Raw genomic sequence first — 20,311 nt, forward strand, 5'->3', positions numbered from 1 at the left:
TTAAGGTTGGTAAACACCTACACCTAATTCATCTTCTTTACGAGTACGGGCAATAACGGATTCTGGTGATTCATGGATACGTAAATCCATTTGATCTTCCGTTCTGACCACTTTACCACGCAATGAGTTAGCGTAAACGTCAACAATTTCGACATCAACGAATTTACCAATCATATCCGGTGTACCTTCGAAGTTAACCACGCGGTTATTTTCGGTACGACCTGAAAGTTCCATCACATTTTTACGTGAAGGGCCTTCCACAAGAATACGTTGTACGCTGTTAAGCATGGCACGGCTGTAGTTCATTGCTTGCTGATTAATGCGCTGTTGTAACAGATATAAACGCTGTTTCTTCTCTTCTTCGCTCACATCATCAGGTAAATCAGCCGCAGGGGTTCCTGGACGGGCTGAATAGATAAAGCTAAAGCTCATATCAAAGTTTACATCCGCAATTAATTTCATGGTTTTTTCGAAATCATCTTGCGTTTCACCTGGGAAACCAATGATAAAGTCTGAGCTTATCAGAATATCAGGGCGTGCTTTGCGTAATTTACGAATAATGCTCTTATATTCAAGAGCTGTATGATTACGCTTCATTAAGGTTAAAATACGATCTGATCCGCTTTGTACTGGTAAGTGTAAGAAGCTAACCAATTCAGGGGTATCTTCATAAACCGCAATAATATCGTCAGTAAACTCAATAGGGTGGCTGGTAGTAAAACGAATACGATCAATACCATCAATCGCTGCCACTAGGCGCAGTAATTCTGCAAAGCTACAGATTTGCCCGTCAAAGGTTTCACCACGATAAGCATTGACGTTTTGACCTAATAGATTAACTTCGCGTACCCCTTGAGCGGCCAGTTGTGCGATTTCAAATAGAATATCATCACAAGGGCGGCTGACTTCTTCACCACGCGTATAAGGCACTACACAAAATGAGCAGTATTTATTACAGCCTTCCATGATAGAAACAAATGCAGAAGGGCCTTCAGCACGAGGTTCAGGTAGACGGTCAAATTTTTCAATTTCAGGGAAACTGATATCGACCACTGGGCTTTTGGTGCCTTTTACCTGATTAATCATTTCTGGTAAGCGGTGTAAGGTTTGTGGTCCGAAGATAATATCGACACACTGCGCACGTTGACGAATGTATTCACCTTCTTGAGAGGCAACACAACCACCAACGCCGATGATAATATCAGGTTTATTATCTTTAAAATTTTTCCAACGTCCTAACTGATGAAAGACTTTTTCTTGTGCTTTCTCACGGATAGAACAGGTATTTAGCAGTAGAATGTCCGCATCTTCGGCGACATCGGTTAACTGATAACCGTGGGTGCTTTCGAGTAGGTCTGCCATTTTAGATGAATCGTACTCATTCATCTGGCAGCCCCAAGTTTTAATGTACAGTTTTTTTATCGTCGACATTGTATAAATCCGGTATTTACAGTGAGATAATAGCTAATCACTGAAAAACGTTGCGTGTAATAAGCCAATAAGGCGGTTATTGTAGTCATTTGTGTGGTCAGTGACTAGAGTCAGTCGGCGCTAATTCTTTCTGGCGTTCAGTTTTGCTTATTTCTAATAAACTGATATAGCGCTTACCTATTATTTTTAAAGCAATGAGTTATGGCATAACAATGATGAGAAATGTAAAAAACGATTTTGATGCAGTCATTGCCGGTGGTGGCATGATTGGCGCAGCCGTTGCCATTGGGCTGGCGCAAGAAGGGTTGCGTGTTGCAATGGTAGAACGGCAATCTCCAGCACCTTTTGATGCCTCATCTCATCCTGATATTCGTATTTCTGCGATCAGCTGCGCGTCCGTTAGTTTATTAAAACAGCTAGGTGCATGGCAACATGTTTTAGCGATGCGCAGTGCGCCATACCTAACCCTCGAAACATGGGAAGAAGATAATGCCCATGTTATTTTTGATGCCAAAAGTCTTGGTTTACCTGAATTAGGTTATATGGTTGAAAATCGCATTTTGCAATTGGCATTGTGGCAAGAAGCAGAACGTTATAGCAATATCACTTTATTATGCCCAAATAGTCTAAGTAACATGAAATACTTAGATAATAAATGGCAAGTCACGCTTGCTGATGGTCAGGAAATCACCACTCAGTTAGTTGTAGGGGCCGATGGGGCTAATTCGCAAGTACGTCAAATGGCAGGGATTGGCAGTAATGGTTGGCAGTATCGTCAATCCTGTATGTTAATCACTGTGAAAACGCAATTGCCACCAGAAAAGGGTACATGGCAACGCTTTTACCCTTCAGGGCCAAGGGCTTATTTGCCTTTGTTTGATAATTGGGCTTGCTTAGTTTGGTATGATTCTCCGCAGAGAATTAGAAAGCTACAAACGATGCCAATGGCACAGTTAGAAAAAGAAATCGAACATGCTTTCCCTGAACGCTTAGGCAAAGTGACACCTATTGCAGCAGGCTCTTTCCCATTAACTCGTCAGCATGCTAGTCGTTATGTTGATAATGGTGTGATTTTAGTGGGGGATGCGGCACATACTATTAATCCATTAGCAGGACAGGGGGTTAACCTCGGTTATCGTGATGTGGATTGCTTGCTTAATTTAGTGGCGCAAGCGAAACAGCATTTTGAACCTTGGCATTCAATGGCATTGTTAAAAAAATATCAGCGCCGTCGTATGCCTGATAATATGCTGATGCAGGCAGGAATGGATCTTTTTTACCACGCTTTTAGCCATCAATTACCAGGCTTAAAATTAGCCAGAAATATCGGATTATTAGCTGCGCAGCATGCAGGAAAAGCGAAAGAAGCCGCGTTACGTTATGCTTTAGGGATTAAATGATGAGCAATGCGATGATCTGAATTGTCTTCATCGATCATCGCATTAGGTTTAAGCCTTTAAGTGCTTAGCATGAAAGGCTATATGTTCACCGATAAAACTCGCGACAAAATAGTAACTGTGGTCGTAGCCTTGATGTAAATTTAAACAGCACGCAAACTGTTTTTTATCACACACTTGTGCTAAACGTTCTGGCTGTAGTTGCTGTTGGTAAAAAGGATCATCAAGACCGACATCCACTCGTATGGGCACTGTCTGTGGTGTTTTATTCAGTAATTCAATCGTGTCATATTGTTGCCATTGTGCCATATCGTCGCCTAAATAAGCGCTGAAGGCTTTTTGTCCCCAAGGGACTTGGGTTGGTGCAACAATGGGGGAAAACGCTGAAATACTGCAATAGCGAGACAAATTACGCAAACCAATCATCAATGCACCATGTCCCCCCATTGAATGTCCACTAATAGCACGTCGCTCATTGGCAGGAAAATGTGTCTCAATCAATTTAGGGAGTTCATTAACAATGTAGTCATACATTTTATAATGACTATCCCAAGGTGCCTGTGTGGCATTCAGATAAAAACTAGCACCTTGTCCTAAATCATAAGCACTATCATCAGCCACATTTTCACCGCGAGGGCTAGTATCAGGTACCACTAAAATAACACCGTGTTGCGCAGCATATTGCTGTGCTCCGGCTTTGGTAATGAAGTTTTGTTCATTACAAGTTAATCCAGATAACCAATATAAAACCGGATATTTTTGCCCATCTTCCATAGGCGGGAGATAGATAGCAAATTTCATCTCACAATTGAGGGTGGTAGAGGTGTGTTGATAAACCTCTTGCCAACCGCCAAAACAGGCATGGCGTTCAATGTTGTTCATTTTGACTCCTTAACAACAAAGTCAGACCTATTTGATAATAGGCCTGAGAGTGATTAATCGAAATGAATAACAGTTCTAATTGATTTACCTTCATGCATTAAATCAAAGGCTTCATTTATTTTTTCAAGAGGTAAAGTGTGGGTCACAAAAGGTTTGAGTTCGATTTTCCCATTCATTGCATCTTCAACCATATTGGGTAGTTGGCTACGACCTTTTACTCCGCCAAATGCAGTCCCTTTCCATGAACGACCTGTGACGAGTTGGAAAGGGCGTGTTGAGATCTCTTGTCCTGCCCCCGCAACACCAATAATGATAGATTGCCCCCAACCACGGTGAGCACTCTCTAGAGCGGCTCTCATCACATTGACGTTACCAATACACTCAAAAGTATGATCAACGCCCCACTGAGTCATTTCAACCAGTACTTCTTGAATAGGTTTGTCATAATCATTGGGATTTAAACAGTCTGTGGCACCAAATTGGCGTGCTAATGCAAATTTTTCAGGATTAGTATCAATCGCAAAAATACGGCCTGCTTTGGCTTGTCTAGCGCCTTGCAGTACAGCAAGACCAATGCCACCTAAACCAAATACAGCCACCGAGTCACCTTGTTGTACTTTTGCCGTATTATGTACAGCACCAATACCTGTTGTCACGCCGCAACCAAGTAAGCAGACTTCTTCATGGTTGGCTTGTGGATTGATTTTAGCGAGTGATACTTCAGCTACTACCGTATACTCACTAAAGGTAGAGCAGCCCATATAGTGATAAATAGGTTGTCCATTATAGGAAAAGCGCGTTGTGCCATCAGGCATTAAGCCTTTACCTTGGGTTGCTCTTACTGCTACACAGAGATTCGTTTTGCCTGATTTACAAAATAGGCATTCGCCACATTCTGCGGTATAGAGAGGGATCACGTGATCACCCGGTTTGACACTGGTGACGCCTTCACCTACTTCAACCACCACCCCCGCGCCTTCATGACCTAAAATGGCCGGGAAAACACCCTCAGGATCATCACCTGAAAGGGTAAAGGCATCAGTATGGCATACGCCAGTGTGACTAATTTTAATCAATACCTCACCTGCTTGAGGTGGCATCACATCAACTTCAACAATTTTTAAAGGCTCTCCTGGTCCAAAGGCGACCGCAGCACGAGATTTCATAATGATATCCTTGTTGTTATTAGCGCAGGTAAGTGCGTATTAGTGAGATTGCATCATCAACGGAGTTTTTTTGATCTTCAGGAGAAGCGACGGCATCCATTAGACCTTCACGTAAATGACTTTCGAGTACGCCCGCCATCAGGCCATTGATAGCACCCCGAATGGCAGCAATTTGCTGTAAAACTTGGCCGCATTCATTTTCGTTTTCAAGGGCGGTTTCTAATGCCAAAATTTGCCCTTTGATTTTTCTTACACGGGTTAACGCGGCTTTTTTTTCTGCTGGTGAGTGTGGCATACATAATCCTTAATTATACTATGGGGGCGTATAGTATTGGTATGAATATATGTACAGCTTGATCAAAAAATAGCGTTACGATGAGTCTATGTAGATTATCGAGCAAACAATGATAACTATGAGAGTAATTAATGAGAAAATAGACAAGGCGTCAGCGTATTGATAAAGGGTGAGAGAGAGGGGATATTTAAGGCTAAAAACAAAAAAGACCCGCCATAGCGAGTCTTGTTTGTTGATTTTATTTAGTGTTTGACACTATTAATCAATGGTGCGGGAGGCGAGACTTGAACTCGCACACCTTGCGGCGCCAGAACCTAAATCTGGTGCGTCTACCAATTTCGCCACTCCCGCAACAACCTTTGAGAAAAAAAGACTCGTTTAACGAGTCTCTCTTTCAGAATATGGCTGGGGTACCTGGATTCGAACCAGGGCATGCCAGGATCAAAACCTGGTGCCTTACCGCTTGGCGATACCCCAAAATGGTGGCTATGACGGGATTCGAACCTGTGACCCCAACATTATGAGTGTTGTGCTCTAACCAGCTGAGCTACATAGCCAATAGGAGATAATTTCTCACTATTTATTGAATTTAGCAGAAATATGGCTGGGGTACCAGGATTCGAACCTGGGAATGCCAGGATCAAAACCTGGTGCCTTACCGCTTGGCGATACCCCATCCGCTAATTCAATTGTCAACACGCATATTATCTATCAGGAAAATGGCTGGGGTACCTGGATTCGAACCAGGGTATGCCAGGATCAAAACCTGGTGCCTTACCGCTTGGCGATACCCCACCTGATAAATTGACGACGGTTAAAATGGTGCGGGAGGCGAGACTTGAACTCGCACACCTTGCGGCGCCAGAACCTAAATCTGGTGCGTCTACCAATTTCGCCACTCCCGCAAAAAAGATGGTGGCTATGACGGGATTCGAACCTGTGACCCCAACATTATGAGTGTTGTGCTCTAACCAGCTGAGCTACATAGCCATCTTTTTTTGCATAACCTTCGTCGGCGTTGCGGGGCGCATTATGCGTATTACAGACAAATCCGTCAACTGCTTTTTGCATTAATTTTCGAGAAAAGTGTTCGTTTGCTCGCTGGTTAATCATTTTGTCGAAAAAAGATCCAAAAAACAACCTTATTGATGAAAAATCTTACTAAGTAAATAACAACAGATTGTCTGAATAAAAAGAAAAAACAGCCTAATAGGTGATAATTTGATAGCACAGGGAAGGGGATATAGCGGTGTGGTGGTGACATAATAAAACAACGCACAGTTATTTTAGCTGCACGTTGTTTTTTAAAGAAAGATGACTGGTTGAAATTTATCCTAAAATTAATCTTAATTGAGATAAATAACAGCCTTCATTTAAAAAGCTGTTTTATTGTAACAAAAAGATTATTTGTCGAATAAATATTGTAGTAACTCTCCATTAAGCATTGCTCGCTTGGTAAGTGCAAATGCCCCAATGGCTGAGCGATGATCAAGTTCGGAGATAACAACAGGAAGCGCTTCTCTAAACTCTTTTAATACTTGGGTATTAATGCAACTTTGGATCGACGGTAGTAATATTTCAGCCGCTTCGGTCACTTCTCCTGCCAGAACCACTTTTTGTGGGTTAAATAGGTTAATTGCAATGGCGATGGCTTTACCTAGATGAAGACCCACTTGTTTAATGGTTTCAACAGCGAGGGGATCGTTTTTTACCGCGGCATCGCATATATCTTGAATTTGGCATTGTGTTGCAGATAAATGCTGGCTGGGATAGCCTTGTTCAAGTTGGTAGCGGACTTTAGCTTCTATTGCGCTATTGGACGCAATAGTCTCTAAACAACCAAAGTTACCACAGTGGCAACGCTCTCCTAATGGATCTATTTGGATATGACCAATTTCACCAAGATTACCACGCTGGTTGAGCAAAATTTTGTTGTTGATAATAACACCAGCCCCTGCGCCACGATGAATACGAACCAAGATAGAATCTTCACAATCTCTGGTGGCACCAAAATAGTTTTCTGCTAAGGCGAGACTCCGAATATCATGGCCCGCATAGCAAGGCAGATCAAAGTGTTTTTCTAAGCTATCAACGAGTGCCCAGTTATTTACCTTCATATGAGGCATATAGTGGACAATGCCTTTATTAGGATCAACTAACCCGGGCAAGATAATTGAAATTGAAATAAGCTCATTAATACGACGTTGATTTTGTTTAATAAAATCATCAATAGCATTAATAAGCAAGGTTTCAACTTCTTGTTGGGTGCTTTGTTCTAAAGGGTAGTGTTGCTCTACTAAGGCTTTACCACTGAGATCATAAAGAGCAACAGTGGCATCATTGCGTCCTAATCGGACGCTGACGGTATTAAAACGGCGATGTTCCACAACAATGGATATTGCGCGACGACCTCCGGTTGAAGCCTGTTGATCAACTTCTTTAATCAAGCCACGTTCAAGAAGCTGACGAGTAATTTTAGTGACACTGGCAGGGGCGAGTTGGCTCTGCTCGGCGATTTGAATACGAGAAATCGGCCCGTGTTGATCAATGAGCCGATATACAATCGCACTGTTAAGTTGCTTAACAAGATCGATATTGCCAATTTGCGTTTCAGTGTTGTTGTGACTCATCAGCATTTACATCCATTAGTTATCTGTTATTTCAATACCATTGACAAATGTTGTGCAAAGGTTGAAGTCCTTATCAAAAGAAGCAATATTTGCTATTTTACCTGCTTCAATTGTACCGAGTTCGTTATCTGCACCAATCGCACGGGCAGGGTAAAGTGTTGCCATACGCAACGTTTCATCTAATGGAATACCAACATGAAGTACACTATTTTTAATAGCGTCAATCATCGTGAGTGATGAACCACTTAATGTACCGTCCGCATCCACACACAGCCCATTGCGATAATATATCGTTTTTCCAGCAAAAACGAAGCTATCCATCTCATTTTTATTTGGATCAAGCCCCGCAGGAGCTGTCGCATCTGTCACTAATAACAGTTTTTCACCTTTTAAGCGCTTACTATTACGGATATTTGCCCATGAAACATGTAAACCATCGGCAATGATCCCTGCGTAAACCTCAGGGGTATCATAAATTGCCCCTACAAGACCCGGGCCACGGCCTGAAATATAAGGCATTGCATTATAAAGGTGAGTCGACAATGAAATACCGTTACGAAAACCTTTACGCGCTTCTTCATAGGTAGCATTTGAGTGGCCTGCAGAAACAACAATACCTGCTGTGATTAATTGACGAACATATTTTTCATCGACCATTTCTGGTGCGAGTGTAATTTTAGCGATGACATCAGCGTTATCACACAAATAGTCAATCATCTGTGCACTTGGTTGACGAATAAATTGAGGATCATGTGTCCCTTTTTTAATGATATTGATATAAGGGCCTTCTAAATGTAATCCCAACACTTTATTTTGGTGTTTTTGCATATAAGCGCGAGTTGCTTCAATGCCTATTTTCATCAATTCATCAGAACAGGTAATTAATGTTGGTAAATAGCTAGTACAGCCTAAGCGTTCATTGGCTTTTTGCATAATCTCTAGCGTTTTTACTGTGACATTTTCCGCGGTGTCATTAAATTGTACACCACCACAGCCATTGACTTGTAAATCAATAAAACCGGGGGAGACAATCGCACCATGCATATCACGAGTGGCTATATCTTTTGGTAGTTGATCCTGTGGGCAAACCTGCTCAATACGTGACCCGTTAATAATAATGGCGTGATCTTCTAAACGGTCATAACCTGTATAAATAACAGCATTTGTTAAGGCAAACATACCTTTGTCTCCTAATATAAGGGAAGTCAATCTAAAAAACCGATATCAGCCAGCAAATTCTGGCTGATAAGTAAGAGAGCTTAGTTTTCCACTACTTATCGTAGGTACTTAATTTACTAAACTTAATCTTGGTATTGCTGGCGCTCTTGTGCTTCAATTTGTTGAAAATAACGCAGTGTTTTCACACGCAGTTCCATTGTCGCCGGATCATCACAGACTAAAATTGCTTTAGGGTGTAATTGCACGCAAGAGATAGTCCATAGATGATTAACAGCACCTTCTGTTGCCACCTGTACTGCTTGAGCCTTATTGATGCCAGTCGCTAAAATCATTAACTCTTCTGCATCTAATAATGTCCCTACACCGACAGTTAGCGCATATTTAGGTACTTTATTGATATCGTTGTCGAAGAATCGTGAATTAGCGAGACGAGTATCTTCAGTCAGCGTTTTCATCCGTGTACGAGAAGAGAGTGATGAGGCGGGTTCATTAAAAGCGATATGACCATCATTACCAACACCTCCCATAAACAGATTGATTTTGCCATAAGACTTTATTTTCGTCTCATAACGTGCACATTCTGCTTGTGGATCTGTTGCATTACCGTTTAATAAATTGATATTTTCATCTTTAATATCAATATGATTAAAAAAGTTCTCATACATAAAAGTACGATAACTTTGTGGGTGATCTGCTGGAATGCCAACATATTCGTCCATATTGAAGGTGACAACATGCTGGAAACTTACTTTACCTGCACGATGTAATTCAATTAGCGCTTTGTACGTTGCTAATGGCGTACCACCAGTAGGTAAACCAAGAACAAAAGGATGATCGGCGCTTGGCGCAAATGCGTTGATTTTCTCAACGATATAATTAGCCGACCATTTTCCCACTTGCTGTGCCGTGGATAGGGGGATTAACCTCATAATAACCTCATAGAAAAAAGACAAATCTGACAATCAAGTTACATACTATTTCAATGCGTGATTATCAGTGACTCATCTATAACACGAATTGCTTTTCATTTTTAGTCAATGAAGACATCAATCCTTCAAAAGATATTTTTAATCATAAAATAAGCTTTCTGACTTAGCCAGCATTTAAGCTAAAAAATATCCTATATAGGTGACTTTAATCACAAATTAGCACTAATTAATTTGCGATACAAAATAATTTTTTTAGACTAAAAATGGAATTAAATAATTAACTCATCAATAAATATAAATGAGTATAAATAAGATCCCAAATAGGGGTTATCCAAGGGGGAGTGTGTGAATATTTTAAGTTATCTGCAAAAGATAGGACGGGCATTGATGGTGCCCGTTGCGACATTGCCTGCTGCAGCAATTCTGATGGGAATAGGCTACTGGATTGATCCGGTAGGCTGGGGAAACGATAATGCGCTAGCTGCTTTACTGATCAAATCAGGTGCTGCCATTATCGATAATATGTCAGTATTGTTTGCGATAGGTGTTGCTTATGGTATGTCAAAAGACAAAGACGGGGCGGCGGCCTTAACTGGCTTTGTCGGCTTTTTAGTGGTGACTACACTTTGTTCACCTGCTGCGGTATCGATGATCAAAGGTCTACCACTTGCAGAAGTGCCTGTGGCTTTTGGTAAAATAAACAACCAGTTTGTCGGTATTCTGGTTGGGGTACTTTCAGCTGAGCTGTATAACCGCTTTAGCAGTGTCGAATTACCTCGTGCATTATCATTTTTTAGTGGTCGTCGCTTAGTGCCGATCCTCACGTCATTCTTGATGATTATCGTCGCCTTTATTCTAATGTATATCTGGCCGGTAATTTACGGTGGCTTAGTGAGCTTTGGTGAAAGCATTAAAGATATGGGGGCTTTGGGCGCCGGTATTTATGCTTTCTTTAACCGCCTATTAATTCCTGTTGGTTTACACCATGCGCTGAACTCTGTGTTCTGGTTTGATGTGGCAGGTATTAATGATATTCCTAACTTCCTTGCTGGTCAGCAAGCGATTGATGCGGGCTTGGCAACGGTCGGTGTGACAGGACGTTATCAAGCAGGTTTCTTCCCCGTTATGATGTTTGGTTTACCAGGGGCAGCACTGGCTATTTATCATTGTGCGCGCAAAGAGCATAAAGCAAAAGTTGCGGGTATCATGATGGCTGGTGCATTTGCGGCATTCTTTACGGGGATCACTGAACCGCTTGAATTCTCCTTTATGTTTGTTGCCCCAGTGCTTTATGTTATTCACGCATTCTTAATGGCGATTTCTGTTTATATTGCCGCAAGTATGGAGTGGATTTCAGGCTTTGGCTTTAGTGCGGGCCTTGTGGATATGTTCTTATCTTCACGCAACCCTCTGGCGGTTAAATGGTATATGTTGATTGTGCAAGGTATCGCATTCTTCTTCATTTACTATGGTATTTTCCGTTTCACTATTACTAAATTTAACCTGAAAACACCGGGGCGTGAAGATGAAGTGGCGGGGGATGAAACCGCAGACGGCTATGATGAAGATATCAAAGCAGTCCCCACTAATAGCAAAGAAGCAGTGCAACAAGAAGCACGTCAATATATCGCTGCAGTTGGTGGCTCAGATAACTTAACTGGTATTGATGCTTGTATTACTCGTTTACGTTTAAATGTAAAAGATGCCAGTGTAGTCAACGATGCTTACGCAAAACACCTAGGTGCTTCAGGGGTTATTCGCTTAAATAAACAGAGTGTTCAAGTGATTGTGGGGACACGGGCTGAAATCGTTGCGAGTGCCATGCGTGATGTATTAGCACAAGGCCCAGTTGCCGCTTATGCTGGTAGACATACAGATAACGCGGTATCGACAGAAAAAACATCAGAAAAACAGACTAATAATGATGCCAAAGTCATTCTTGAAATGGTCGCGCCATTTGATGGTGAAGTGGTTGCATTAAAAGATGTGCCTGATGAAGCTTTCTCAAGCGGTGTCGTGGGAGATGGTCTTGCTATTAAACCCACATCAAATATTGTGATGGCACCTGCTGCTGGTACGGTAGTAAAAATCTTTGATACTAACCACGCATTTTGCATTGAAACGGATAACGGTGTTGAGATTATCGTCCATATGGGGATTGATACGGTCGCATTAGGAGGAAAAGGCTTTAAACGTCTGGTTGAAGAAGGTACAGAGGTTAAACTCGGCCAGCCTATCTTAGAGCTAGATCTTGAGTATTTAAACACTAATGCTAAATCAATGATAAGTCCGGTTATCATCAGTAATATCGATGACTTTGATAAAGTGAGTGATATTGCATCCGGCCAAGTGACGGCAAATAACACCATAATCTATAAAGTATTAAAATAAATATCATATAGATATTTAATCCTCTATAAAGAGATGGTTAAATAAGACGATAAAACGGGGAGTGTTGTCTACTTCCCGTTTTTTTATCCCTATCTTGATAAATATCTCTGCGCTCTCTTTCGCTAGGGTATTTATGAAACCTGCTTATTGGATTATAGTAGGTCAATATGCGTTTTGCTTTGAGGAAAAAATGACCATGAATGAGGCAGATGCCCGCCCAACGAACTTTATTCGTCAAATTATTGACGAAGATCTGGCTACCGGGAAACATAATAGTGTCCATACCCGTTTCCCTCCTGAACCTAATGGCTATCTTCATATTGGCCATGCAAAATCAATTTGCTTAAATTTTGGTATTGCACAAGATTATCAAGGTAAATGTAATTTACGTTTTGATGATACGAATCCAGTAAAAGAAGATGTTGAATATATCAACTCGATTCAAAAAGACGTTCAGTGGTTAGGTTTCCAATGGGATGGTAACGTTCATTACTCCTCTGACTATTTTGATCAACTGTATCAATATGCGATTGAGCTGATTAACAAAGGCTTGGCTTATGTTGATGAGTTGAGTGCTGAAGAAATTCGTGAATATCGTGGCACACTCAAAGAGCCAGGAAAAAATAGCCCTTATCGCTCTCGTAGTGTAGAAGAAAACTTAGCGCTATTTGAAAAAATGCGTGCGGGTGGCTTTGAAGAGGGGAAAGCGTGCCTACGTGCGAAAATTGACATGGCATCACCATTTATTGTCATGCGTGATCCTGTTCTTTACCGGATCAAATTCGCTGAACACCATCAAACAGGTAACAAATGGTGCATTTATCCAATGTATGATTTTACCCATTGTATTTCTGATGCATTGGAAAATATCACACATTCTTTATGTACTTTGGAATTCCAAGATAACCGTCGTTTATATGATTGGGTGTTGGATAATATCACTATTCCTTGCCACCCTCGTCAATATGAGTTCTCACGTCTTAATCTTGAATATACCGTCATGTCTAAGCGCAAGCTAAATCAGCTTGTGACAGAAAATATTGTTGATGGTTGGGATGATCCGCGTATGCCGACAATTTCTGGCTTACGTCGTCGTGGCTATACGGCTGAGTCAATCCGCGAATTCTGTCAACGTATTGGTGTGACCAAACAAGATAACAACGTGGAAATGGCATCATTAGAAGCTTGTATTCGTGATGATTTAAACGAAAATGCACCTCGTGCGATGGCTGTTATCGATCCGGTACGTTTAGTGATTGAAAATATGCCAGAAGGTGAAGAGATTTTAACTGCGCCAAATCACCCAAATAAACCAGAAATGGGAACTCGTGAAGTACCATTTAGCCGTGAAATTTATATTGATCGTGCAGACTTTAAAGAAGAAGCCAATCGTCAATATAAACGTCTGGTATTAGGTAAAGAAGTCCGTCTGCGTAATGCTTATGTCATTAAAGCAGAACGAGTTGAAAAAGATGAACAAGGTGAAATAACCACCATTTATTGTACTTACGATCCACAGACGTTAAATAAAGATCCGGCTGATGGTCGTAAAGTAAAAGGGGTGATCCACTGGGTCAGCATTCCACATGCTATTCCAGCAGAAATTCGTCTTTATGATCGTTTATTTAGCGTACCTAATCCTGGTGCTGAAGAGGATTTCTTATCAACCATTAACCCTGAATCATTAGTGATCCGTCAAGGTTTTGTGGAAGCAAGCTTAAAAGATGCGGCTATTGAAAAAGCGTATCAATTTGAGCGTGAAGGTTACTTCTGTGCTGATAAGCTTTCGACAGCGGATAAACTGGTCTTTAACCGTACTGTTGGTTTACGTGATACTTGGGCGAAGATTTCGAAACAAGGTTAATACGCTCTGTTTTAGTGGCGTGTAATATCACTAAACTCACATCTTAATAAAATGCTCGATAATAATTTATCGAGCATTTTTTATTTATCAAATAAGTTTGTTTTTATTGACCAATAATTATTATTTTTTATTTTGTAATGTGAGTTTCTATAGCTATTATTTGTATCAATTCTTATTTACGTTGTGTTAAATTATTAACTTTTGTCATCATCTTCTTCTTTTATTTCATATGATTATATTGAATTTGTCTATAATAATAAAAATGTGAACCATGACACATATTTTTCTTTTCTAAAAAAGTTTATTAATTAATACGACTAATAATTCTTTTCTATAAAAACGAAACATTATCATATTAGGTGTGATAATTTTCTTTTTTAATATCAATATATTAAAAAATATTTACGTTCTACTTGTCCCTCATTGACTAAAGAAAAAATATGAAACTGTAATTAAGTAATGTGCCCTTGGTCATATTTTGATAAAAATTCTTTTTTTTAGGTTGATAATTCGCGTCGCGAAAAATAAGCTGTTGTTAACCTAATTTTAGGTTTTTTCCCCATTTGGGGTTTTATATTTGGAAATAGGCGTTGGTGCTTATTTCTTTTTTAGTCAAAGTCAAAGAGGAAACAATGCTATGGTTATGCAACATGCTAAACCAGGCAGGGTGGCACTTGCCGTTATGGGCGCATTGCTTGTAACTGCACTACCTGCGAAAATGTCTTATGCTGAAGGATTTATTGATGACTCAACCCTGACAGGGGGGATCTATTACTGGCAACGTGACCGTGATAGAAAAGAGTTAACACCAAACAGTCCTGATTACGGCAAATATAAAGCCAATTTACACCACTCTACCTTTAACGCTAATCTTGATTTTTCTTCTGGTTATCTGGGTGATTTTTTTGGTATTGATTTAGCTGCTTTTGGTGCTGTTGAACTTAACAACAGTGGACCAGCTGCACCTAATGAAATAGGATTTAGTGATGCAAAAAGTCGCTGGGATGAAAAATGGACAGGTGATCGCAGTGGCGTGAGTATTTATAAAGCTGCTGCTAAATTTAAATTAGGCCATTTCTGGGCTCAAGGTGGATATATTCAACCTAAAGGGCAAACATTATTACGTCCTCATTGGAGTTTCTTACCTGGTACTTATCGCGGTGCAGAAGCGGGCGCTGTATTTGATTTCGATAAAAATGGTGAACTCTCTTTCTCATATATGTGGACTGATGAATATAAAGCGCCGTGGTATCGGAATATGTACAATTTCCGTAAGGCAGACTTAGAGACAAATATCAGTTATTTACACTCTTTTGGTGCCAAATATGATTTTAAAAATAGCTTAGTATTAGAAGCCGCATTTGGCCAAGCTGATGGTTATATTGATCAATATTTTGGCAAAGTTTCTTACGATTTCCCTATCGCAAATAATACATTAAAAACCTCTTATCAATTCTACGGTGCAAAAGATAAAGTCACCGGAGGGGGAATTAACGATGTTTATGATGGTTTGGCATGGTTACAAGCATTCACTTTAGGCTATACCTACAATGTATTTGATTTTAAAGTTGAAGGTACTTGGGTTAAAGCAGAAGGTAACCAAGGTTACTTTTTACAACGTATGACGCCAGGATGGGCAACCTCGAATGGTCGTTTAGATATCTGGTGGGATGGTCGTTCTGATTTTAACGCCAATGGTGAAAAAGCATTATACGCGGGAGTGATGTATGATCTAAAAAATTGGGATCTACCGGGCTGGGCGATTGGTACTTCCTATGTGTATGCTTGGGATGCAAAACCGAGTAGTAACCCTATTTATGACCAAAGTAAACGTATTAGAGAAAGCGCATGGAATGCCGACATCATGTATACCGTTCAAGAGGGGAGAGCGAAAGGTACGTTATTTAAACTCCACTACACTCGTTATGATAACCATTCCGATATACCAAGCTATGAAGGTGGTTTTGGTAATATCTTCCAAGATGAAAAAGACGTTAAATTCAATGTGATCATGCCATTTACGATTTTCTAAATAACAATAAGGATAAAGTGTATTTATTACGCTTTATCCTTAATAGTTTGAGAGTGTGATAGGAGTAAAACATGATTAAAAGCACAAATATCATGATAATAAATGGTCACCCTGCATCTGTTGTTTATGGATCAGAAATAAGTGCATTCCGAGGACAATTTTTAGATGTCAATGGGTATTGTGACTTTGTTGCTGATAGTATTGAAGGGTTGCAAAAAGAAGGCGCAATTTCCTTAGCTGAATTTATTGAGACTTGTACTGAAGAGGAGATCGCACCTTTTAAAAGTAGAAGATAAGCTGAAAGTATTTACACTACGCTATCCTGCTTGGTTAGAGGCGAGATTGAATGCTACGGTTGCTGCCCATGATATTTCAAAATGTAGTAAATCTTTACCAATAAAAAAGGAACTGCAGGCAGTTCCTTTTTTTACTGAGATATTATCCAGAATGATTACTTCTCATCATGTGCGTGGCTATCTTCTTTACAATTACCTGCGGCGCAGTGACCATATAAATACAGGCTATGATTGGAAAGTTTGATGCCATGGCGTTCAGCGATATTTCTTTGACGAACTTCGATAGCATCGTCAGTAAACTCGATAACTTTACCACAATCAAGGCAAATTAAGTGATCATGGTGATGTTGTTGAGTTAATTCAAATACTGATTTACCACCTTCAAAATTATGTCGGGTAACAATACCAGCATCATCAAATTGGTTTAAGACGCGATAGACTGTTGCCAGACCAATCTCTTCGCCGATATCGATCAGTTTTTTATAGAGATCTTCAGCACTGACATGATGGCACTCAGGATCCTGGAGCACTTCCAAGATCTTTAAGCGAGGAAGTGTAACTTTTAACCCAGCATTTTTTAACGCTTTATTATTGTCGGTCATGCGGATTTAATCCTGTTGCTAATGGTGAATTTAATATGTGCTCACAAAATACTGTATATATTCATTAATACATAGGGTATTTAATAACCTTAATGATTATAGGCATGATATTAAAAAATAAACACCCCACCTATCACACTATCTTAGCACACCATTGAATAATTATCATTCTCAATATTAAGAATTTATATTATCCCAGAATTTCGTCAAGGCTCATCTCTTCTTTGATCTGAGCAACCCAAGCGTCAACACGCTCTTCAGTTAATTCTGGTTGGCGATCTTCATCAATCGCAAGGCCGATAAAGTGATTATCATCAGCAAGACCTTTAGATGCTTCAAAATGATAACCTTCAGTAGGCCAATGACCCACAATGACTGCGCCACGAGGTTCAATGATATCACGAATAGTTCCCATTGCGTCACAGAAGTATTCTGCATAGTCTTCTTGGTCACCACAACCAAATAGAGCAACAAGTTTACCGTTGAAATCAATATCTTCTAATGTTGGGAAAAAGTCATCCCAATCGCATTGTGCTTCACCATAATACCAGGTAGGAATACCTAGTAATAGAATATCAAATGCTTCGATGTCTTCTTGACTGGATTTTGCGATATCATGAACTTCGGCATTATCCGCGCCTAATCTTTCTTGAAGCATTTTGGCAATATTTTCAGTGTTGCCGGTATCACTGCCGAAGAATATTCCTATGATTGCCATAAAGTGAGATAACCTCTTTTATTCTCTTTGTCTGTATTTTTGAACAATTACCAGTAAAAGATAAACATCATGTTTTCATAATTGAAAACTAAAGCACTATTTTGACGAAAAGAGCAGGGTAATTCTGTCGAATTTGTGTGATTTTCCTGCTGATTTTTTTAGCTTTGATGTTTTTTTAACGCATAAGTTTGTGCGAGTTGTTCTAGTAATATTTCTTCAATAAGCTCACTACGACTGACATTTTTTGCGCTCGCAAGCTCATTAAGCGCATTGACAGCATCCTCATTTAATTTCAACTCAACCCGACGTAATCCATTGACGCGATCGCGTCGTAATTGGTTTCGTTTATTAATTCTAAGCTGTTCATCCCGAGAAAGCGGGTTTGTTTTAGGTCGCCCAGGTCTGCGTTCATTTGCGAACAAATCCAGTGTGGTGCGATCAGTTTGTTCTTTTGCCATAAATTTTGCTGTGAAAGGGCGTATACCAATGACTCAATATGAAGCGCCCAATAATACCCCACATATCGGCGTATCGCTACTGCTTCCTGTGTTTAACCTATTGTCATTTGGTCTTTTTATCAACAATGACAGATTTAAGAGCAATAATTGTACGCTATAAAATAGTATTGCTAGTGATTTATAACCAACAAAGGAACGTTATACTGTTTTGGCTAAGAAGCGACGAATGGCCTTAATTACTGTTTCTGGTTTTTCAGAATGCACCCAATGTCCTGTATTGGCGACAACAAAGGCGGTTGCTTGTGGAAATTGGCGAGCAATATTATCGCGATACTCATCTAAAATATATGGGGATAGCCCACCACGTATAAACAAAACGGGATGATGCCAAGCAGGCACCTCTTGCCAACCAATAATATCGGGGTAAGCCTGTTTGATTGCGGGTAAATTAAATAACCATTCACCTTTTTTAAATGATTTAAGCAGGAATTGGATAACGCCGTCTTCTTCAATAAAAGGGCGCATAATAGCAATAGCTTCTGTACGTTGTGTGACGTGAGCTTTAGTGACAGCTTCAAGGGCTGCAAAAATTTTATCATGACGACGAACATTATAAGCAACAGGAGACATATCAATAACCACGATACGTTCAAGGCGAAGAGGTGCGAGAGCGGTCATTGCCATTGCAATTTTCCCTCCCATTGAATGACCTATAACGATTGCTTTTGCGATATTTAAGCTATCAAGTAGGGTTAATACATCTTGTGCCATATCGTGATAGTGCATACTTTCACTATGAGGAGAATGCCCATGGTTGCGCACATCAATTTGTATCACGGTATGGTCTTGACGTAGATCGCGACCTAGTACGCCTAGATTATTGAGATCACCAAAAAGCCCATGGATCAAAACAATAGGTAAATTGTTTATCGTTGCTGTTTCTGGTTGATGTATTTGATAGTTTAATAATGCATTGAGTTTCATATTGATGACCAAAATTAAGTCTATTTTTTCCTTATGATGACATGTGCAATCATATTAGCCAACTTGTTGTCTTTTTCGGAATATGAGATAAAGTTAAGCTAACAAGAGATAGTGTAATTTATTATATTCTGAGAAAACAGAATAATATAGATTATTATTCCAAATGTAATGGAAAAAATAAAATTTTGATATAGCTCAATAAGGATAAGTCAGAGTTTTATATTATTTTAATTGCTGATGTGAAAGGGCATTGAAGAAGATGTCAACTCTATTCTATGGCAATAAACTTAAAGAATAGAAGATGATACAGATAGAAACAATAGGATAAATACCCAGCTTAAAGTTTAAAAAGATTAATTCTTTAATGAATACGCTTTAAGTTATTGAAATTTTACCTATTTTGTTTTTAAAGATTATATCTTATAATCCTAGTCACTTTTTTTTGAAAATAGTACTGGGTAGCAATGAAAAAGATAGAAATTGATGACGAACTTTACCGCTATATCGCTAGCGAAACTAGACATATCGGTGAAAGCGCTTCAGATATTTTAAGGCGTCTATTGAAGCTTGATGCCAAACAGCCCGTACAGCCAGTCGTTGTCACTGAGTCAGTACAAGCGCCTGTCGTTAAACAGGATGCTGATCTTAAGCCTGTCGCACCAGCAAAAAATCCGGTCCGTGAAATGCGTGAACTGCTGTTATCTGATAGTTATGCAGAGAAAACAAAATCAGTTGATCGTTTTTTACAGATCCTGTCTACATTATATAGCTTAGATAGTGCTACTTTTACTCAATCTGCTGAAACAGTACATGGACGCACGCGAATTTATTTTGCCGGTGATGAAAAAACATTGCTCGACAGTGGACGTCATACAAAACCTCGCCATATTCCCGGTACGCCATTTTGGGTTATTACCAACTCAAATACTGAGCGTAAAAGAACTATGGTACAAAGCATCATGCAGGATATGCAATTCCCTGCCAATGAGATTGATAAAGTGTGTGGAACTATCTAAACACTATTGTTAATTGATGCATTGCAAAGGCTTTCGTTTAA

17 protein-coding genes and 7 tRNA genes are annotated in these 20,311 nt (G+C 39.8%); 6 read left to right on the plus strand and 18 right to left on the minus strand.

The features are described 5' to 3' along the window. Positions 1–1,431, minus strand: a complete 1,431-nt coding sequence (miaB, locus tag AACV01_RS11565) for a tRNA (N6-isopentenyl adenosine(37)-C2)-methylthiotransferase MiaB (protein ID WP_004246028.1) — start codon at positions 1,429–1,431, stop codon at positions 1–3. A 212-nt stretch (positions 1,432–1,643) separates the two neighbouring features. Between miaB and ubiF the strand changes: the two genes are divergently transcribed. After that, positions 1,644–2,831 carry a 3-demethoxyubiquinol 3-hydroxylase gene (ubiF, locus tag AACV01_RS11570; RefSeq protein ID WP_004247447.1) on the plus strand — a complete coding sequence of 396 codons (1,188 nt, stop codon included), beginning with the start codon at positions 1,644–1,646 and terminating at the stop codon, positions 2,829–2,831. Positions 2,832–2,879: 48 nt separating this feature from the next. Here ubiF and fghA read toward each other — a convergent pair whose 3' ends face one another. The 13 genes from fghA to nagB form a co-directional block, all read right to left on the minus strand. After that, positions 2,880–3,710, minus strand: coding sequence for an S-formylglutathione hydrolase (fghA, locus tag AACV01_RS11575; RefSeq protein WP_004247448.1), 831 nt, complete (start codon positions 3,708–3,710; stop codon positions 2,880–2,882). Between the two features lie 53 nt (positions 3,711–3,763). Further along, positions 3,764–4,876 (minus strand): S-(hydroxymethyl)glutathione dehydrogenase/class III alcohol dehydrogenase, encoded by a 1,113-nt coding sequence (locus AACV01_RS11580; RefSeq protein ID WP_012367592.1) that lies wholly within the window; start codon positions 4,874–4,876, stop codon positions 3,764–3,766. Positions 4,877–4,895: 19 nt separating this feature from the next. Beyond that, complete coding sequence (frmR, locus tag AACV01_RS11585) at positions 4,896–5,171, minus strand: formaldehyde-responsive transcriptional repressor FrmR (RefSeq protein WP_004246023.1); 276 nt, start codon at positions 5,169–5,171, stop codon at positions 4,896–4,898. Between the two features lie 266 nt (positions 5,172–5,437). Further along, positions 5,438–5,522, minus strand: a tRNA-Leu gene (locus tag AACV01_RS11590). 51 nt (positions 5,523–5,573) lie between these two features. Then, positions 5,574–5,648, minus strand: a tRNA-Gln gene (locus tag AACV01_RS11595). A gap of 3 nt (positions 5,649–5,651) precedes the next feature. Next, positions 5,652–5,728: transfer RNA gene (locus AACV01_RS11600), tRNA-Met, on the minus strand. A 44-nt stretch (positions 5,729–5,772) separates the two neighbouring features. Continuing rightward, positions 5,773–5,847, minus strand: a tRNA-Gln gene (locus AACV01_RS11605). Positions 5,848–5,891: 44 nt separating this feature from the next. Continuing rightward, positions 5,892–5,966: transfer RNA gene (locus AACV01_RS11610), tRNA-Gln, on the minus strand. A 25-nt stretch (positions 5,967–5,991) separates the two neighbouring features. Further along, a tRNA-Leu gene (locus AACV01_RS11615) sits at positions 5,992–6,076 on the minus strand. 8 nt (positions 6,077–6,084) lie between these two features. Beyond that, positions 6,085–6,161: transfer RNA gene (locus AACV01_RS11620), tRNA-Met, on the minus strand. A gap of 413 nt (positions 6,162–6,574) precedes the next feature. Continuing rightward, the gene (nagC, locus tag AACV01_RS11625) at positions 6,575–7,807 is read right to left on the minus strand and encodes a DNA-binding transcriptional regulator NagC (protein WP_012367593.1); all 1,233 of its coding nucleotides are present in this window, start codon (positions 7,805–7,807) and stop codon (positions 6,575–6,577) included. 9 nt (positions 7,808–7,816) lie between these two features. After that, the gene (nagA, locus tag AACV01_RS11630; protein ID WP_161682943.1) at positions 7,817–8,980 is read right to left on the minus strand and encodes an N-acetylglucosamine-6-phosphate deacetylase; all 1,164 of its coding nucleotides are present in this window, start codon (positions 8,978–8,980) and stop codon (positions 7,817–7,819) included. Between the two features lie 122 nt (positions 8,981–9,102). Then, positions 9,103–9,909 (minus strand): glucosamine-6-phosphate deaminase, encoded by an 807-nt coding sequence (nagB, locus tag AACV01_RS11635; RefSeq protein ID WP_161682945.1) that lies wholly within the window; start codon positions 9,907–9,909, stop codon positions 9,103–9,105. 387 nt (positions 9,910–10,296) lie between these two features. Here nagB and nagE point away from each other — a divergent pair, with 387 nt between their 5' ends. The 4 genes from nagE to AACV01_RS11655 all read left to right on the plus strand — a co-directional run bounded on the left by nagE (position 10,297) and on the right by AACV01_RS11655 (position 16,492). After that, entirely contained in the window at positions 10,297–12,300 is a 2,004-nt protein-coding gene (gene nagE / locus AACV01_RS11640) for an N-acetylglucosamine-specific PTS transporter subunit IIBC (protein ID WP_004252221.1), read from the plus strand. A gap of 196 nt (positions 12,301–12,496) precedes the next feature. After that, on the plus strand, positions 12,497–14,164 hold the full coding sequence (gene glnS / locus AACV01_RS11645; protein WP_012367653.1) for a glutamine--tRNA ligase: 1,668 nt from the start codon (positions 12,497–12,499) through the stop codon (positions 14,162–14,164). A 637-nt stretch (positions 14,165–14,801) separates the two neighbouring features. After that, positions 14,802–16,196, plus strand: a complete 1,395-nt coding sequence (gene chiP / locus AACV01_RS11650; protein WP_004247531.1) for a chitoporin ChiP — start codon at positions 14,802–14,804, stop codon at positions 16,194–16,196. Positions 16,197–16,267: 71 nt separating this feature from the next. Then, positions 16,268–16,492, plus strand: a complete 225-nt coding sequence (locus AACV01_RS11655) for a type II toxin-antitoxin system HicB family antitoxin (RefSeq protein ID WP_049236268.1) — start codon at positions 16,268–16,270, stop codon at positions 16,490–16,492. 155 nt (positions 16,493–16,647) lie between these two features. Here AACV01_RS11655 and fur read toward each other — a convergent pair whose 3' ends face one another. From fur to ybfF, 4 genes are all read right to left on the minus strand, one after another. Beyond that, positions 16,648–17,094 carry a ferric iron uptake transcriptional regulator gene (gene fur / locus AACV01_RS11660; RefSeq protein WP_004244382.1) on the minus strand — a complete coding sequence of 149 codons (447 nt, stop codon included), beginning with the start codon at positions 17,092–17,094 and terminating at the stop codon, positions 16,648–16,650. Positions 17,095–17,284: 190 nt separating this feature from the next. Next, complete coding sequence (gene fldA / locus AACV01_RS11665) at positions 17,285–17,812, minus strand: flavodoxin FldA (protein ID WP_004244384.1); 528 nt, start codon at positions 17,810–17,812, stop codon at positions 17,285–17,287. A 158-nt stretch (positions 17,813–17,970) separates the two neighbouring features. Beyond that, a complete protein-coding gene (gene ybfE, locus AACV01_RS11670) occupies positions 17,971–18,270 on the minus strand; it encodes a LexA regulated protein (RefSeq protein WP_004244385.1) in 300 nt (99 codons plus the stop codon). A 198-nt stretch (positions 18,271–18,468) separates the two neighbouring features. Continuing rightward, positions 18,469–19,254 (minus strand): esterase, encoded by a 786-nt coding sequence (ybfF, locus tag AACV01_RS11675; protein WP_004244388.1) that lies wholly within the window; start codon positions 19,252–19,254, stop codon positions 18,469–18,471. Between the two features lie 464 nt (positions 19,255–19,718). On the opposite strand from ybfF, the gene seqA reads away from it, so the two are divergent. Further along, complete coding sequence (gene seqA / locus AACV01_RS11680; RefSeq protein WP_004244392.1) at positions 19,719–20,270, plus strand: replication initiation negative regulator SeqA; 552 nt, start codon at positions 19,719–19,721, stop codon at positions 20,268–20,270. The last annotated feature ends 41 nt before the right edge of the window (positions 20,271–20,311 follow it).

The sequence above is a fragment of the Proteus sp. G2609 genome, assembly GCF_963896135.1.
In the GTDB taxonomy this organism is placed as follows: Bacteria; Pseudomonadota; Gammaproteobacteria; order Enterobacterales; family Enterobacteriaceae; genus Proteus; species Proteus mirabilis.